Source organism: Saccharothrix xinjiangensis, assembly GCF_039527585.1.
GTDB lineage: Bacteria > Actinomycetota > Actinomycetes > Mycobacteriales > Pseudonocardiaceae > Actinosynnema > Actinosynnema xinjiangensis.
The window spans coordinates 41,306-57,138 of the sequence record NZ_BAAAKE010000024.1 but is presented as its reverse complement, the minus strand read 5'-3'; the positions used below and the strand labels follow the sequence as shown (position 1 = coordinate 57,138).

Genomic DNA, 15,833 nt, shown 5'->3' with positions numbered 1-15,833 from the left:
TGATCCGGTGCGGCGGTGCGGAAAATTACGCGGAAAGCGCCGAGGTGACATCACCCTCAAGAGCTACTCGGGTGTGGCTCTTGTCGGGGATGCGTCGGTGATCTGCGATTTCCTAGGCTCGTCGGGTGCTGAAGCGAATACCGGAAACCGCGCTCCACGCGCTGTGCGCCGCATTCGTCGCGATCGTCACCCGGATCGGCCTGCCCCATCACCGGGTGTGGGCGTGGTGGGCGGTGTGCGCTTGTTCGGCGACCGCGGCGCTGACGCTGCCGAGGCCCGGCGCCCGCCCGGCGGCGGTGCGCTCGGTGACGCTCGGCGCGCTCGTGGGCCCGCTGGCGCTGCTCGCGGTCGGCCTGCTGGTGCGGGACGATGATCAGCGGCCGGGCGAGGGGAGGAGCCGGACCGATGTGGCGACGCCCGCCCGGTGACCCGGGGACCCGGTTCGGTCCCCGGGCGACCCCGGCCCTCGTCGCGCTGCTGTTCGCCCTGGACCTGGGGGTGCTCGCGCGCGGCGCCCTGCCCGACGACTGGCCGTGGTGGGCCCGGCTGCTCACCGCGGCGGCGTTGGCGGCGGGCCAGAGCGCGCCGGTGCTGTGGTGGCGGCGGCGGTCCGTGCCCGTGTGGGCGGCGCTGCTGGTCGCCTGCGGAGCCGCGCACGCGGTCGAGGTGGGGATCGGGGCGAGCACCGGCAGCCTGTTCACACCGGGGCAGTGGGCGGTGCTCGTGGCGCTGCACGGCGTGGGCCTGACCGGGCGGCCGGTGGCGGCGGCGGCCACCGCCGGGGTCACGGTGGCCGCCGCGCTGGTCGTCGAGGTGACCCGGCCCGAGATGGTGGTGCTAGCCGTGGCGTCGGCCGTGCTGCTCGGCCGGTCGCGGGCCGCGCGGGCGGAGGTCGCGCGGGCGCTGGCCGTGCGCGAGGAGCGCACCCGGGTCGCCCGCGAGCTGCACGACGTGGTGGCGCACCACATGTCCGTCCTCGCCGTGCAGGCCGAGACCGCGCCCTACCGGCTCGACGGCCTGGGACCGGAGGCGGCCGAGGAGTTCCGGGAGGTGGCCGAGAAGGCGCGGCAGGCTCTCAACGAGATGCGCGACCTGCTGGGGGCGCTGCGCGGGGGGCGGAGGCCGAGCGCGCACCGCAGCCGACGCTCGACCAGGTGGACGCCCTGGTGGAGTCCATCCGCCGGGTCGGCACCCCGGTGGAGCTGGAGTTCGACGACGGCCTGCGGCGACTGGAGCCGCTGCGCGCGCTGTCGGTCTACCGCGTCGTGCAGGAGAGCCTGAGCAACGCGCTCAAGCACGCGCCGGGTCAACCGCTGGAGGTCCGGCTGACCCGGTCCGGCGGAGCCGTCCGCGTCCACGTCCGCAACCGCCTGGTCACCGCCCCCGGGCCCGCCGGTCAGGGCATCTCGGGGATGCGCGAACGCGTGGACCTGCTCGGCGGTAGCTTCCGGGCGGAACCCGACGGCGAGGGCGGTTTCACCGTCGACGCGGTCGTCCCCGAGCGAGGAGGGCCCAGGTGATCAGGATCGTCGTCGTCGACGACCAGGCGATGGTCCGCGACGGCTTCACCGCCCTGCTGGACCGGCAGCCCGACATGACCGTGGTGGGCGCGGCGGGCGACGGCGAGCACGCCGTGGTGCTGTGCCGGCGCGAGCGGCCGGACGTGGTGCTGATGGACGTGCGGCTGCCGGTGCTGGACGGGCTGGCCGCCACCCGCCTCCTGCTCGACGGCCCGCACCGGCCGCGGGTGCTGATCCTGACCACCTTCGACCTCGACGAGTACGTGTACGAGGCGCTGCGCTCGGGCGCCGGCGGTTTCCTGCTCAAGGACGCCCGCGCCGAGGAGCTGGTCAACGCGGTCCGCGTGGTCGCGCAGGGGCACGCGCTGCTCGCGCCGCAGGTCACCGCCCGGCTGATCGAGCGGTTCGTCGCGCAGGCGCCGACGCGCCCGCGCGAGCTGGCCGGGCTGACCCCGCGCGAGACCGAGGTGCTCGGCCAGGTCGCGCGCGGCCTGTCCAACGCCGAGATCGCCGAGCGGCTGTCCATCGCGGAGGAGACGGTCAAGACCCACGTCGGCCGCATCCTGGCCAAGCTGGGCCTCCGCGACCGCGTCCAGGCGGTCGTGCTGGCCTACGAGAGCGGTCTGGCGGGCGACCGGCGGCGTTGACCGGCGGCGTTGACCGGCGGCGGACCCGGTCGGGTGACAGGCGCTTCGCCGGGCGGCCTCCGGGTCCCCGGGCCCTTCAGCCCCGGTCGTCGGCGCAGATGCCGATGGCGGCCCAGAGGACGCGGCCCTCGTCGAGCGTGGGCGTGTTGCCGCAGGCGGTGCTGAGCCGGCGGATGCGGGTCAGGTCGAGCCGGCGGCCGGCGGCGCGCGGCGACGGACCGGTGTGCCGGACGGCGACGGTGAGCTGGTCCGGGAACCGCTCGATGCGCAGCACCAGGGTGGAGCCGGCGTGCGCCCTGGTGATCTCGACCAGCTCGCCCGCCAGCAGCACCGCGCGCGGGCCGGCGTGGCGCAGGTTCCACTTCAGGCAGGTGCGGCGGGCGAAGTCGCGGGCCAGGTGCGGCGCGTCGGTGTCCGGGGGCAGCTGCATCTCGTTGCGGTGCCGCCGCGCCGGCGTGGTCGCCACGGCGAGCGCGGCGTCCAACCGGTCGTGGCAGGGCACGAACCGGCTCAACCCGGTGCGCCCCAACATCCTGCGGTGGCGCTCGGTGGTGGCCACGAGCATCAGCGGCACGCCCGGCCAGCGGCAGCAGCGCATCCACACCGCGGCGAACACGGCGGCCAGCGGGTCGCTGCCCAGTTCGAGGTCGGGCCCGAGCACGACGACGACGGCGTGCGGCTGCTCCGCGACGTGCTTGAGCAAACCGTCGCGCATCCCCACGTAGGTGGACAGGTCCAGCCGCCCCACGGGGGACAGCAGCACCACGTCGCCGCGGGTCACCGCTCGTAGCGACAGGTCGGTGTCGATCGTCACGCAGTCTCCACCCATGGCAGGTCGGCTCGCCGAGTGCTCCTGGTCGAATCCCCTCCTCCGTCATAGCCGGTCATCGGGACCGTGTCACTGCCAGTACGCTGCCAGGGGGCTTCATCTCACCCGTTTGCCGATCCTCGTCACGTGGAATCCGCGCGGTTGCAGGGTTTTGTCCGTTTTCGCCCCCGGTTTTCACCGGGGCGCGGGCCCGGTGCTCCGCCGCACCACCAGCCTGGGCCGGAAGACCACGTTGTGCTGCGGCGGCCGGTCGCCCAGGAGCGACCACAGCCGCTGCCACGCCAGGCTGCCCAACTCGTGCTGCGGCACCGACGCGGTGGTCAGCGGGGGAGTGGTGTACCGGGCGAAGGGGATGTCGTCGAAGCCGGCGATCGAGACCCGGTCGGGCACCGCCACGCCCAGCTCGTGCAGCCCGCTGAGCGCGCCGAAGGCCACCAGGTCGTTGAACGCGACCACCCCGGTCGCCCCGGAGTCGAGCACCGCCCGCGCCGAGGCGTGCCCGTTGACGAACGTCGAGCCGCACGGCAGCTCCACCAGGTCGACGCCCGCGCGCTCGCGCGCCAACGACCGCAGCGCGGCCGAACGCGCCTGGTGGGCCGCGCTGGAGCCGGGCCCGGCCAAATAGGCCAGCCGGGTGTGCCCGAGCGCGAGCAGGTGCTCGGCCACGTCCCGCACGCCCGCGCCGTAGTCCACGGTCAGGCTGGGCACGGTCAGCCGCGGCAGCTCCCGGTTCACCAGCACCAGCGGGCCGAGGCCGGGCGCCAGCGCGACCAGCCGCTCGTCGGGCAGCCGGGACGAGGCCAGCACCAGGCCGTCGCACCGCCGGGCCACCTCGGCGGCCAGCACCTCCTCCTCGGCCGGGTCCTCGTTGGACTCGGCCACCATCACCCGGTGCCCCTGCGCCGCCGCGGCCTCGGACAGGCCGCGCAGCACCGCCTGGAACATCGGGTTGGCCAGGTCGGGCACCACCAGGCCCACCGTGGTGGTGCGGCCGAGCGCCAGGCTGCGCGCGTGCGGGTTCGGCTCGTAGCCCAGCGCGGACGCCGTGGCCCGGACCCGGTCGGCCAGGTCCGCCGCCACCGTCGACCGGCCGTTCATCACCCTGGACACCGTCGCCCGGGACACCCCGGCGGCCGCGGCCACCTGGCTGATCGTGACGCCCGCCCGCCTGCCGGTCGGCGCGCCCCGCTCGGCGCCGGCGGTCACGGCGCCTCCCCGGCGGACGGCCGGTGCCCGGGGCGCTGCCGCAGCACCTCGACCAGGCCGGCCCGCGGCACGCACCCGGAGAACGCGAAGCAGGCCGCCAGCTCCTCGGCCTCCTCCGGGCCCACGCCGGCGAAGCAGCGCCCGAACTCGCCCACCAGCGGCTCGGCCAGCAGGATGTTGCGCACCAGCGTGGTGGCCCACGCCCGGCGGCCCCACGGGAACGGGTCGTAGTCGGGGAACTCGCGCTCGAACAGCTCCTCGACCGGGTCCAGGAGGCTCCTGACCCCGCTGTCGTCACCGCCCCAGGCGTCCGCGCCCAGCCGCGCCTTCTTCGCCAGCACCGGCGCGATCCGCTCCAGGTAGGCGCAGTCCGGGCGGGTGTGCACCAGCCCCTGCAACCCGATGTCCTTGTAGGTCCACAGGCTCCAGTCGGCGTCGTGCTCGTGGTAGATCTCCAGCTGGTCGCTCAGCAGCCGGTACCGGGCCTCGTCGGTGCGCGCGTCGCCGGTGTAGACTGGGCCGAACTCCCCGATCCAGATGGGGGTGCCGGTCCGGCGCATGAACTCGGTGCGCCGCAGGAACGCCCGCTCCAGCGCGCCGCGGTCGAAGAACTCGCCGCGGGTCGTGCCCGGGTACTCGCCGCCGCGCGCGATGCCGGGCAGGGCGTAATCGTGCGCGCTGTAGACCGCGTTGTCGAAGGGCTCGGTGAAGACGGAGAAGTCGGTGGAGTACCGGTTGCCGTCCAGGAACAGCACGTGGCGGTCGTCCACGGCCCGGATGGCGCGCTCCAGCCGCTGGTAGAACGGGCCGATCACCTCGCCCGACGCGTCGGCGGGCTCGTTGACCGGGTTGTAGCCGGCCACCTCGGGGCGGTCGGCGTAGCGGTCCGCGATGACCTCCCACAGGTGCACGACCCGGTCCTGGAAGTGCCGGTGGGCCCAGAACTGCGCCCAGTGCGTCGGGTTGTCGCTGTGCCAGTGCTGGTTCTGGCAGCCGGGCAGGGCGTGCAGGTCCAGGATCGTGTAGATGCCCTGCTCCGCGCACCGGTCGATGAGCCGGTCCAGCGGCCCGAAACCGGCTTCGAGGATCTCGAACGGCCGGTCGTCCGCCTCGAAGTGGCGGTAGTTCAGCGGCACGCGCACCGCGTTCAGGCCCAGCGAGGCCAGGAAGCGGGCGTCGTCGACGCCGAAGAAGTCGTCCAGGAACCGGTCGAAGAACCGCCGGTACCCCTCCTCGCCCAGGTTGGCGCGCAACGCCTTGCGCTGCAACGACTCCGTGGCCGGGTAGCCGGTGATGAAGTTCTCCATGTTCATCCAGCCGCCGAGCCCGTACCCGGTCAGCGCGACCGGTGCGCCGGAGTCGTCGGCCAGCCGGGCGCCGCGGACCTCGACCCAGGGCAGAGCGGGCATGGGCTCCTCCTCACCGGTGGACCGAGCCAGGTCACGGTAACCGGTTTCTCACCGTTACGAAACTTATCGGAGCTGTTCACAGTCCTGGGACATGTGTTGAGACGCCCACCTTGAAACCTTCCAAAGCAAGGATTGACACCCTGACGAGCAGCACGGTAGAAAGCGGTTTCCCGGTCAGTGTGGTGCGGGCCACAGGCCAGGTGGGCGGGCGACGTCGCCGAGGAGGGCGCATGGCCGGTTCCGAGGGGGCGAGGCCGGGCGGCGTGCCGGAGACCCCGGGGCCGGTCGCGGGCAGCCCGGCGCCACCCCGGCGGTCCGCGCCGCCACGCCGCCGGGGCAGCGTGCGGCGACGGGACGGCCGGGCGGCCTACCTGTTCCTGGCGCCCTGGGCCGTCGGCATGGTCGTGATCACCATCGGCCCGGTGCTGGCCTCGCTCTACCTGTCGTTCACCAACTACTCGCTGCTGCGCCCGCCGAAGTGGACCGGCCTGGACAACTACGCCCGGATGCTCGGCGACGAGCGGCTGCTCACCTCGCTCGCGGTCACCTTCCGCTACGTCTTCGTCTCGGTGCCGCTCCAGCTGGCGGTGGCCCTGGGCCTGGCCCTGCTGCTCAACCGGGGCGTGCGCGGCCTGGCGTTCTACCGCTCGGTCTACTACCTGCCCTCCCTGCTGGCGGGCAGCGTGTCGATCGCGATCCTGTGGCGGCAGATGTTCGGCACCGAAGGCCTGGTCAACGACCTGCTGGCGCTGGTCGGCATCCAGGGCGTCGGCTGGATCGCCCACCCCGACTGGGCGCTGGACACCCTGGTCGTGCTCAACGTGTGGACCTTCGGCGCGCCGATGGTGATCTTCCTGGCCGGGCTGCGGCAGATCCCGGTGGCGCACTACGAGGCGGCCACCGTGGACGGCGCCGGCCGGTGGGCCCGGTTCCGGCACGTGACGATCCCGCTGCTCACCCCGATCACCTTCTTCAACCTGGTGCTCCAGCTGATCGACGCGTTCCAGAACTTCACCCAGGCGTTCGTGGTCAGCGGCGGCACCGGCGGCCCGTCGGACCGGACCCTGTTCTACACGCTCTACCTCTACGAACGCGGCTTCGGCTCGTTCCAGATGGGGTACGCCTCGGCGCTGGCCTGGCTGCTGTTGCTGATCGTCGCGGCGCTGACCGCGCTCAACTTCCTGCTGGCCAGGCGATGGGTGTTCTACGGTGACTGAGCCCCGGGCGCGTGAACGCGGACTGCCCGCGCCGCTGCGGCACGGCCTGCTGGTCGTGCTCGGCGTGGTGATGGTCTACCCGCTGCTGTGGCTGGTCTCCAGCTCCTTCAAGCCGACCGACCTGATCTTCCGCGACCCGTCGCCGTGGCCGAGCTCGTTCACCCTGGAGAACTACGTCAACGGCTGGACCGCGCTCGGCCCGGGGTTCCAGCAGTACCTGCTCAACTCGGCGTTCATCGCGGTGGCGTCGGTGATCGGCAACCTGCTGTCGTGCTCGATGGCGGCCTACGCGTTCGCCCGGCTGGACTTCCGCGGCAAGCGGTTCCTGTTCGCCCTGACGCTGGCCACCGTCATGTTGCCGGTCCACGTGCTGATCGTGCCGAGGTACGTGCTGTTCTCCCAGCTGGACTGGATCAACACCCACCTGCCGCTCGTCGTGCCGAAGTTCCTCGCCACGGACGCCTTCTTCATCTTCCTGATGGTGCAGTTCATCCGGTCGCTGCCCCGGGAGCTGGACGAGGCGGCCCGCATCGACGGCTGCGGCCACTGGCGGATCTTCTGGCGCGTCATCCTGCCGCTGTCCACGCCCGCGCTGGCGACCACCGCGCTGTTCACGTTCATCTGGACCTGGAACGACTTCTTCAGCCAGCTGATCTTCCTGACCGACCGGGACCTGCACACCGTCCCGGTGGCCCTGCGCACCTTCCTGGACGGCCAGGGCAGCAGCTCGTGGGGCGGGCTGTTCGCCATGTCGGTGGTCGGGCTGGTCCCGGTCTTCGGCTTCTTCCTGGCCGGGCAGCGCTACCTGACCCAGGGCATCGCGACCACCGGCATCAAGTGAGGAGTGGGGACATGACCAGGCTCTTGCCGTCCTTGGTCGGCGTCGTGGCGCTGGCACTGGCGCTGCCCGCCTGCTCGTCCGGCGGCGACGACGCCGGCGGCCCGGTCGAGCTGCGGTTCTCCTGGTGGGGCAACGAGAAGCGCGCCGAGGCCACGGAGAAGGCGCTCGACGCGTTCCGGGCGGCGAACCCCGACATCGGGGTCACGGGGGAGCACGCCGACTTCAACGCCTACTTCGACCGGATCGCCACGCAGGTCGCGGCCGGCGACGCGCCGGACGTGATCACCATGGGCGGGGTGTACCCGCGCGAGTACGGCGGGCGCGGCGCGCTGCTCGACCTCGAAGAGGTGGCCGGCTCGCTGGACCTCGGCCGGCTCGACGAGGCCGCGCTGTCCAACGGCGAGTTCGACGGCGTCCGGTACGGCGTGCCCACCGGCGTCAACACCTACGGCCTGGTGGCCAACCCGGCGGTGTTCGAGGCCGCGGGCGTGCCGCTGCCCGACGACGACACCTGGACGTGGGCCGATTTCGAGCGCATCGCGGGCGAACTGGGCGACGAGGTCCCCCCGGGCACTTACGGAGTGGAGGACCCGACCGCGCCGGAAACGCTGGAGGTCTTCTCCAAGCAGCGCGGGGAAGGGCTCTACACCGGTGGCGGCGAGGTCGCGATCAGCACCGGCAGCGTCGAGGACTGGTTCGACATGACCGGGCGGCTGCGCGACGCCGGCAGCACGCCGCAGGCCACGGTGACCGTGGAGCAGATGTCGGTGTCCGCGCCCGAGCAGACCCTGATGGGCCGCGGCCTGGCCGCCATGAGGTTCGACTGGAGCAACCGGCTCGCCGCCCTGCGCACCGCCTCCGGCCGGCCGCTGGTGATGCTGCGGGCGCCGGGCGAGACGGCGGGCGAGCAGGCCGGCATGTGGTTGCAGGCCTCGCAGCTCTACACCGTCAACTCCCGCACCGGGCACCCGGAGGCGGCGGCGCGGCTGATCGACTTCCTGGTCAACGACCCGGCGGCGGGCGCGGCGATCGGCACCGACCGCGGCATCCCGGCCAACCGGGAGGTCCGGGAGCGCATCGCCGGGTCGCTCGACGAGCACCAGGCGGCCGAGGCGGCGTTCATCGACGAGATCGGCGACGAGGTCACCCCCGCGCTCGTGCAGGGACCCGTCGGCTCCACCGACACGCTCCAGATCCTCCAGCGGGTCAACTCCGACGTGCTGTTCGACCGGATCGGCGTGCCCGACGCCGCCCGCCGGTTCGTCGACGAGGTCACCGCGGCGATCGGCGGCTGATGGCGGCGATCGACCGCAGGGCCCTGGTCGACCGGTACGCCGTCGACGTGGTGGGCGTGGCGCCGAGGTCGCCGCTGTCGGTGGGCAACGGCGAGCTGTGCTGCACGGTGGACGTCACCGGGATGCAGACGTTCCCGGGGCTGTACCCGGTGGGCGAGGACGGCGGCACGCTGCTGGCGACCCAGGCGCAGTGGGGCTGGCACAGCACGCCGCCGCCGTCACCCGCGCCGGACCTGGCCGACAGCGTGCGCGAGTACGACACCCCCCGGGGCCCGGTGCCCTACGTGGACCTCGCCGACGACTTCGACCGGGCCACGCCCGCCCAGCGCTGGCTGCGGGCCAACCCGCACCGGCTGGACCTGGTCCGGATCGGCCTGCTGGTCGACGGCGCCCCGCCCGCGCCGGACGGGCCGCGCGGCGCGCGGCAGCGGCTGGACCTGTGGACCGGTGTGATCACCAGCGACGCGCGGCTGGCCGGCGCGCCGGTCCGGGTGGTGACGTGCTGCCACCCGGACCGGGACGTGCTCGGCTTCCGGGTGGTGTCGCCCGCGCTGGCCGACGGCCGGCTGGCGGTGCGGCTGGCGTTCCCCTACGGCTCGGAGGCCTGGGACGACGCGGCCGACTGGCGCAGCCCGGACCGGCACCGCAGCACCCTCCGCCGCCGGGGAGCCGGGTTCCGGGTCGACCGCGAGCTGGACGGCACCCGGCTGGCGGTCGAGGTCCGCTGGGGCGCGGACGCCGAGGTCCGGCGGACCGGGCCGCACGAGTTCGTGGTCGTCACCGGGGGAGGGGCGCTGGAACTGGCCGTGCGCTTCACGCCGGGCGACGTCGCGCCGGACCGGGCGCCGGTGGCGTTCCCCGAGGTGCTGGCCGCGAGCGAGCGCGGGTGGCCCAGGTTCTGGTCCTCCGGCGGCGCGGTGGAGCTGGACCACGGCCCCGACCCCCGCGCCCCGGAGCTGCAACGGCGGATCGTGCTGTCGCAGTACCTGACGGCCGTCCAGTGCGCGGGCTCGCTGCCGCCCGCCGAGACGGGGCTGCTGGCCAACAGCTGGCGCGGCCGGTTCCACCTGGAGATGCACTGGTGGCACGGCGCCCACTTCCCGCTGTGGGGCCGGCCGGAGCTGCTGGCCCGCGGCCTCGACTGGTACCCGCGGGTGCTCGACGTCGCCCGCGCGACGGCCCGCGAGCAGGGCTACCGGGGCGCGCGGTGGCCCAAGCAGGTCGGCCCGGACGGTCGGGAGAGCCCCAGCCCCATCGGCGCCTTCCTGCTCTGGCAGCAGCCGCACCCGATCCACCTCGCGGAGCTGGTGCGCCGGGCGGGCGACGAGGGCGCGGTGGCGCGCTACGGCGAGTGCGTGCTGGCGTCGGCGGCGTTCATGGCCGACTTCGTGGTGGCCACCGAGGAGGGGTACGCGCTGGCTCCGCCGCTCGTGCCCGCCCAGGAGTCCTACTACCGGGACCGCGCCCGCACCGCGAACCCGACGTTCGAGCTGGCCTACTGGGCCTGGGGGCTGCGGGTCGCGCAGCGGTGGCGGCGGCTCCTCGGCCTGCCCGAGGAGCCGCTGTGGACCCGCGTCGCGGACGGCCTGGCGCGGCCGCCGGTGCGCGAGGGCCGCTACGCCGCGATCGGGACGCCGCCGTGGACCGTCCGCGAGGACCACCCGTCGATGCTCTGCGCGCTCGGCGTGGTCCCCGAGACCGGGCTGGTCGACCACGGGGTCATGCGGGCGACCCTGCGCGACGTGCTGGCCGACTGGGATTGGTCGAGCACGTGGGGCTGGGACTACCCGGCCATGGCGATGACCGCGACCAGGCTCGGCGAACCCCGCACCGCGGTGGACGCGCTGCTGCTGGACTCGCCCAAGAACGGCTACCTGCCCAACGGGCACAACCGGCAGACCGCGCGGTTGCCCGCGTACCTGCCCGGCAACGGCGGGCTGCTGGCCGCGGTGGCCCTGATGGCCGCGGGCTGGGACGGCGGGCCGCCGCGCCCGGGTTTCCCCGCCGGCTGGCCGGTGCGGCACGAAGGTCTCGTCCAGGCGCCTTGACCGGTTCGAAAGGAAGCGCAGTGCAGCCCAAACCCAGTGGGCGGTCCCGTCGCCGCTACGCCGTCGTCGGCGTCGGCCACCGCGCCGCCATGTACGTCGAGGCGCTCGCCGGCGAATACGCCGACGACGGCGTGGTGGTGGCGTGGTGCGACCCGAGCCCCACCCGGATGTCCTACTACGACGAGGTGCTGGGGCGGGCCCCGGCGCGCTACGCGCCCGAGCGGTTCGCGGACCTGCTGCGCGAGCAGCGGCCGGACGCGGTGATCGTGACCTCCCCGGACGCCACCCACCACCACTACGCGGTCACGGCGCTGCGGGCGGGCTGCGACGTGGTGGTGGAGAAGCCGCTGACCACCACCGCCGAGGGCGCGCGGGCGATCTCCGACGCCGTGCGCGAGTCGGGCGGCGAGCTGGTCGTGACGTTCAACTACCGCTACTCGCCGCGCAACGGGGAGCTGCGCGGGCTGATCGCGGGCGGCGCGATCGGCGAGGTCACCTCGGTGCACTTCGAGTGGGTGCTCGACACCGTGCACGGCGCGGACTACTTCAGGAGGTGGCACCGGGACAAGGCCCACTCCGGCGGCCTGCTGGTGCACAAGGCGAGCCACCACTTCGATTTGGTCAACTGGTGGTTGGGCGACGTGCCGCGGACCGTGTTCGCGCTGGGCGGCCTGCGCTTCTACGGCGCGGACAACGCCGCCCGGCGCGGGTTGGGCGCGCGGCCGGGGCGTTCGACCGGCGCGCCGGGCGCGGACCGCGACCCGTTCGCGCTGGACCTGGCCGCCGACGACGTGCTGCGCCGGCTCTACCTGGAGGCCGAGCCGGACGACGGCTACCTGCGCGACCGGGACGTGTTCAGCGGCGGCATCACCACCGAGGACAACCTGTCGGTGGTCGTCGGGTACGGCTCGGGCGCGTCCCTGAGCTACTCGCTCAACGCCCACTCGCCGTGGGAGGGCTACCGGGTCGCGGTGAACGGCACGGCGGGCAGGCTGGAGCTGGACGTGGTGGAGCGCGGGCACGTGCTGCCCGCCGGCGCGGCCGGCGTGGTCGGTCGACCGGCGGTCGACCCCGGCGTCGCACCGGACCGCCCGGCCTCCGCGTCGGCGGCGAACCCGCGCCCGGCGGGTGAGCGGCTGCTGCTCCAGCGGCACTGGTCGGTCGCGGAGGAGGTGCCCGTGCCGCAGGGCGACGGACCCCACGGCGGTGGCGACGCCCACCTGCTCGACGACGTGTTCCGACCCGGTTCCGCGCCGGACCCGCTGGGTCGCCGGGCGGGGGTGGAGGACGGGTTGCGCAGCGCCGGTGTCGGCATCGCGGCGAACCGCTCGCTGCGGACCGGCGAGGTGGTGCGGATCGCCGACCTGGGGCTCTCCGCGGACTGGTGACGGGGTGTGGTGGCCAGGGCGGTGAGGGGGTACGGCGGCCGGAACGGTGACGGGAGCGGCGACCGGAACGGCGAGGAGCGCAGCGGCCGGAACGCTGACGGGGTGCGGCGATCGGAGCGGCGAGGGGCCGATGACCGCAGGTCTTCGGCGGTCGGCGGCCCCCGCGGTGGCACGATGCGGGCCATGATCCTGCTCGTGCCCGCCGACGTGCTCCACCCCCGCCGCCCCGACGAGCACTTCGCGGCCGAGGCGGAGGCCGCCCGCGCGGCCGGGGTGGCGGTCGCCCTCGTCGACCACGACGCGCTCGCCGACCCGTCCGGCGACGCCGACCGGGCGGTGCGCCGGGTGCCCGAGGGCGGCGGCACGGCCGCCTACCGCGGCTGGATGCTGGACTCCGACCGGTACGCGGCGTTCGCCGGTGCGCTGCGGCGGCGGGGCGTGGACCCGTGGACCGACCCGGAGCAGTACCGGAGGGCGCACGAGCTGCCCGGCTGGTGCTCGGACCTGGCGGAGGTCACGCCCCGGTCGGCGTGGACGGTGGGCGACGACCGCGCCGGTTTCGACCGGGCGCGCGGCGAGCTGGGCCCCGGTCCGGCGGTGCTGCGCGACTACGCCAAGTCGATGAAGCACCACTGGGACGAGGCCGCCTTCATCCCGGACCTGGCCGACGCCGACGCCGCGTGGGCCGTGGCGAGCCGGTTCCGGGAGCTGCGCGAGGACGTGGTCGGCGGGTTCGTGCTGCGCCGCTTCGAGCGCTTCGCCTCCGCCGAGGTGCGCACCTGGTGGGTCGACGGCGCGTGCCGGTTGGTCGGCCCCCACCCCGACACCCCCGACGACCTGCCCGGGGTCGGACCGGACCTGGCCGGCATCGCACCGCTCATCGCCGGCCTGGGGCTGCCCTTCGTCACCGCCGACCTGGTCCGGCGCGACGACGGCGAGTGGCGCGTGGTCGAACTGGGCGACGGGCAGGTCAGCGACCGGCCGTCGACGATCCCGCCCGCCGCGCTGGTGGACCTGCTGCCCGCGGGGGACCAACCCCGTGAAATCGGCGGGCGCCGGCCGTCGACATGACCTCTTGGATTAAGCGCGACCACCACCCCGGGAACTCCGAGAACGCAACTCCGCATTCATGCGGAACGTGATAAGCCATTCGAGTATTGACCATCGGGGTGAATTGATAGTGCGTGCACCATGTGGGTGATCTGCTGTTCAGTGCCGTTGATTCACTTCCCGGCGTTGCTACGCTGCCGATCGCGGCTACTCATCGGGAAGGGACATGAGCGGCTTCGAGGTGGATGTAGAGGGTTTGCGGAAAGCCGCCGCGGCGGCGATTTCCGCCGGGGAACAAGCCGGTCGGGTCGAACTCGGGTCGACGCCCCGGGACGTGCCCGCCGCGCTGCCCGGCTCGGAGTCCGCGGCCAAGGCCGAACCCCTCGCCCACGCCTGGACCGAGCGCCTGGCCTGCTGGTCGACGGACGTCAACCGGCTCGGCGGGAACCTGTCGGCCGCCGCGGACCGCTACGAGGCCGACGAGGGCGCCGCCGAACAGGACTTCACGCTGCTGGGTTGGTGGCCGGGCGGATGACCCTGAGCTACCACGACGTCCGCCGGTGGGACGCCGACGCGATCGAGACCACCGCCCGGTCGATCCGCACGCGGAAGGACAGGCTGATCGGGCTGGAGGACGAACTGGACCGGTCGTTCGGCCCGCTCCTGTGGCACGGGGACAGCGCCACCGCCGCGCGCGGCGAGCTGAGGGCCATCCGGGACCGCGCCGAGCACCTCGTCGCGGAGGCGAGCGCGGTCCAGCGCGCGCTGCACGAGGCGTCCGACGCCGTCGCCGACTTGAGCCGCCTGGTGCACGAGACCGAGTCGACCGCCGGCGCCCACCACTTCGCCATCGGCGCGGACGGGTCGATCGCGGACGCGTCGCCCCAGGTCGCACCCGACCCGCAGCGCGCCCGGCTGGCCGACGAGCTCGCCCACGCCGTGAGCCGCATCCTGGTCGCCGCCGAGGAGATCGACCGGGCGCTGGCGCACACCATGGCCAAGGCGGAGGCCGCCGGCGTCCCGGACCAGGGCGCGACGAGCCTGGCCGGGGCCGACGTCGGCCGGCGCACCGCCGACGGCCGCTACCGGATCGGCGCACCGGACCGGCCGGACTTCCGGTTCGACGAGGACTTCGCCCACGGCTCGGCGGACCCGACCCCGGGCGACCACCTCGCCAAGGCGCAGTGGCTCGCGACGCTGCGCGGCGCGCAGCTCATCGGCGACATGCCGGACGCCACGCAGATGTACGAGCACTACTGGAAGAACACCGGTGAGCCCAGGGAATTCGACTACGAGAAGGCCTACCGCGAGGACCCGCACGTCCGCGCGGGCGCGGACGGGGAGATCACCCGTGCGGCGCTGGCCGCGGAGGAGTTGATCCGGGCGGGGAACACGGAGTTCCCGATGACCGGCGAGGCCACGGCGGCCAAGCCCTACCCGGCGACGGAGAACTGGCAGAAGGCGATCGGCGACCACCAGGTGTGGAGCCACGGGAACGTCAGGGTGAACGGGAACACCGTGACGATGGAGATCGTCGTCGAGGCCGAGGACCGCTACAACTTCAACCGCGACGACGAGGACGTCAGGACCGGGTTGCCGGACAACGGCAACGGCCGGTTCACCGAGGTCGGCTGGGCGAAGCCGTTCGACGCGCACGGCACGATCACCAGGACGGTCACCTGGGAGCTGGGGCACCCGCCCACCGGCGCGCCGGGTGAGGAGATCGACGCGCGCGGCGCCGAGCGCGACCGGGGACCGACCCCGGACAACCCGAGGGAGCGACGTCGGTGAGCAGGACATCACCCCGGCCCTGGGTCCTCGCGGTGGCGGCCGTCGTGACGTCGGGGATCGTGGTCCTGGTCGGCTTCATCGGTTATCGGGTGGTGGGGGTGGGCGTGAGCGGGTCGATGGAGGGCGCGGCCGCGGCGAAGTCCGGCACGGGTGAACTGCGAACCGACCTCGCCCCGCTGGTCAAGCGCTTCCCGGTGCTCGACGCGCCGGACGCGGCGCGGTGGATGTCGGGGACGTTCGGGCGCTCCGACGTGCCCGGACCCTCCACCTACTGGATCGACGCGGTGGTCACCCTGGCGCCGGACGCGGTCGAGCGACTGGTGTCCGCCTACGCGCCGACCGCGGCGGGCGAGGTCCCCGACGTGGTGGAGGGCATGCGCGACCGGTTGCCGAGCGGGCCGTTCCTGAGCGGGGACGCGCTGGACGCGGCGTTCGACCACGAGCGCTGGTACGCGTCCGCCTACCTCGACCCGGGGTCCGGCGAACTCGTCCTGGTCGCGACCGGGGTCTGACGACCGACTCGGGTCTGACGGCCGACCGCCGGGGCGGGTTTCGCACGTACCCGTGACGAGGTCCCCGGTCACCCTCGCGC

Annotated in this window: 16 protein-coding genes; 13 read left to right on the top strand and 3 right to left on the bottom strand. The window is 74.0% G+C overall.

All coding sequences use genetic code 11. The features are described 5' to 3' along the window. The first annotated feature begins 125 nt into the window (after window positions 1–125). From ABD223_RS33280 to ABD223_RS33265, 4 genes are read left to right on the top strand one after another with little or no spacing between them, the layout of a single operon-like run. A complete protein-coding gene (locus ABD223_RS33280; protein ID WP_344040685.1) occupies window positions 126–428 on the top strand; it encodes a hypothetical protein in 303 nt (100 codons plus the stop codon). Then, the gene (locus ABD223_RS33275) at window positions 406–1,281 is read left to right on the top strand and encodes a histidine kinase dimerization/phosphoacceptor domain-containing protein (RefSeq protein WP_344040684.1); all 876 of its coding nucleotides are present in this window, start codon (window positions 406–408) and stop codon (window positions 1,279–1,281) included. The genes ABD223_RS33280 and ABD223_RS33275 overlap by 23 nt, the downstream gene beginning before the upstream one ends. Then, window positions 1,197–1,520 carry a sensor histidine kinase gene (locus tag ABD223_RS33270; protein ID WP_344040683.1) on the top strand — a complete coding sequence of 108 codons (324 nt, stop codon included), beginning with the start codon at window positions 1,197–1,199 and terminating at the stop codon, window positions 1,518–1,520. The genes ABD223_RS33275 and ABD223_RS33270 overlap by 85 nt, the downstream gene beginning before the upstream one ends. Beyond that, entirely contained in the window at window positions 1,517–2,167 is a 651-nt protein-coding gene (locus ABD223_RS33265; protein WP_344040682.1) for a response regulator, read from the top strand. The genes ABD223_RS33270 and ABD223_RS33265 overlap by 4 nt, the downstream gene beginning before the upstream one ends. A gap of 76 nt (window positions 2,168–2,243) precedes the next feature. Here ABD223_RS33265 and ABD223_RS33260 read toward each other — a convergent pair whose 3' ends face one another. From ABD223_RS33260 to ABD223_RS33250, 3 genes are all read right to left on the bottom strand, one after another. Continuing rightward, complete coding sequence (locus ABD223_RS33260; RefSeq protein WP_344040681.1) at window positions 2,244–2,981, bottom strand: STAS domain-containing protein; 738 nt, start codon at window positions 2,979–2,981, stop codon at window positions 2,244–2,246. A 189-nt stretch (window positions 2,982–3,170) separates the two neighbouring features. Further along, entirely contained in the window at window positions 3,171–4,202 is a 1,032-nt protein-coding gene (locus tag ABD223_RS33255) for a LacI family DNA-binding transcriptional regulator (protein ID WP_344040680.1), read from the bottom strand. Beyond that, a complete protein-coding gene (locus tag ABD223_RS33250) occupies window positions 4,199–5,611 on the bottom strand; it encodes a glycoside hydrolase family 5 protein (RefSeq protein ID WP_344040679.1) in 1,413 nt (470 codons plus the stop codon). The genes ABD223_RS33255 and ABD223_RS33250 overlap by 4 nt, the downstream gene beginning before the upstream one ends. 230 nt (window positions 5,612–5,841) lie before the next feature. Here ABD223_RS33250 and ABD223_RS33245 point away from each other — a divergent pair, with 230 nt between their 5' ends. The 9 genes from ABD223_RS33245 (at window position 5,842) to ABD223_RS33205 (ending at window position 15,753) form a co-directional block, all read left to right on the top strand. Next, window positions 5,842–6,828, top strand: coding sequence for a carbohydrate ABC transporter permease (locus tag ABD223_RS33245; RefSeq protein ID WP_344040678.1), 987 nt, complete (start codon window positions 5,842–5,844; stop codon window positions 6,826–6,828). Beyond that, window positions 6,821–7,669, top strand: a complete 849-nt coding sequence (locus ABD223_RS33240) for a carbohydrate ABC transporter permease (protein WP_344040677.1) — start codon at window positions 6,821–6,823, stop codon at window positions 7,667–7,669. The genes ABD223_RS33245 and ABD223_RS33240 overlap by 8 nt, the downstream gene beginning before the upstream one ends. An 11-nt stretch (window positions 7,670–7,680) precedes the next feature. Continuing rightward, window positions 7,681–8,964 (top strand): ABC transporter substrate-binding protein, encoded by a 1,284-nt coding sequence (locus ABD223_RS33235; protein WP_344040676.1) that lies wholly within the window; start codon window positions 7,681–7,683, stop codon window positions 8,962–8,964. Beyond that, window positions 8,964–11,012: a hypothetical protein gene (locus ABD223_RS33230; protein ID WP_344040675.1), complete on the top strand. Its 2,049-nt coding sequence runs from the start codon at window positions 8,964–8,966 to the stop codon at window positions 11,010–11,012. The genes ABD223_RS33235 and ABD223_RS33230 overlap by 1 nt, the downstream gene beginning before the upstream one ends. Window positions 11,013–11,032: 20 nt before the next feature. Next, window positions 11,033–12,400 carry a Gfo/Idh/MocA family protein gene (locus tag ABD223_RS33225; RefSeq protein WP_344040674.1) on the top strand — a complete coding sequence of 456 codons (1,368 nt, stop codon included), beginning with the start codon at window positions 11,033–11,035 and terminating at the stop codon, window positions 12,398–12,400. A gap of 183 nt (window positions 12,401–12,583) precedes the next feature. Next, window positions 12,584–13,471: an ATP-grasp domain-containing protein gene (locus tag ABD223_RS33220; protein ID WP_344040673.1), complete on the top strand. Its 888-nt coding sequence runs from the start codon at window positions 12,584–12,586 to the stop codon at window positions 13,469–13,471. Window positions 13,472–13,676: 205 nt separating this feature from the next. Then, entirely contained in the window at window positions 13,677–13,985 is a 309-nt protein-coding gene (locus tag ABD223_RS33215) for a hypothetical protein (RefSeq protein WP_344040672.1), read from the top strand. Next, window positions 13,982–15,241, top strand: a complete 1,260-nt coding sequence (locus tag ABD223_RS33210; RefSeq protein ID WP_344040671.1) for a WXG100 family type VII secretion target — start codon at window positions 13,982–13,984, stop codon at window positions 15,239–15,241. Before ABD223_RS33215 ends, ABD223_RS33210 begins: the two co-directional genes overlap by 4 nt. Further along, window positions 15,238–15,753, top strand: a complete 516-nt coding sequence (locus ABD223_RS33205) for a hypothetical protein (RefSeq protein ID WP_344040670.1) — start codon at window positions 15,238–15,240, stop codon at window positions 15,751–15,753. The genes ABD223_RS33210 and ABD223_RS33205 overlap by 4 nt, the downstream gene beginning before the upstream one ends. Window positions 15,754–15,833 lie beyond the last annotated feature (80 nt).

Bases quoted from the DNA above. Each gene is read 5' to 3' on its own strand.
- ABD223_RS33215 (WP_344040672.1), top strand. From the start codon at position 13,677: ATGAGCGGCTTCGAGGTGGATGTAGAGGGTTTGCGGAAAGCCGCCGCG.
- ABD223_RS33210 (WP_344040671.1), top strand. From the start codon at position 13,982: ATGACCCTGAGCTACCACGACGTCCGCCGGTGGGACGCCGACGCGATC.
- ABD223_RS33220 (WP_344040673.1), top strand. From the start codon at position 12,584: ATGATCCTGCTCGTGCCCGCCGACGTGCTCCACCCCCGCCGCCCCGAC.
- ABD223_RS33230 (WP_344040675.1), top strand. From the start codon at position 8,964: ATGGCGGCGATCGACCGCAGGGCCCTGGTCGACCGGTACGCCGTCGAC.
- ABD223_RS33275 (WP_344040684.1), top strand. From the start codon at position 406: ATGTGGCGACGCCCGCCCGGTGACCCGGGGACCCGGTTCGGTCCCCGG.
- ABD223_RS33245 (WP_344040678.1), top strand. From the start codon at position 5,842: ATGGCCGGTTCCGAGGGGGCGAGGCCGGGCGGCGTGCCGGAGACCCCG.
- ABD223_RS33235 (WP_344040676.1), top strand. From the start codon at position 7,681: ATGACCAGGCTCTTGCCGTCCTTGGTCGGCGTCGTGGCGCTGGCACTG.
- ABD223_RS33250 (WP_344040679.1), bottom strand. From the start codon at position 5,611: ATGCCCGCTCTGCCCTGGGTCGAGGTCCGCGGCGCCCGGCTGGCCGAC.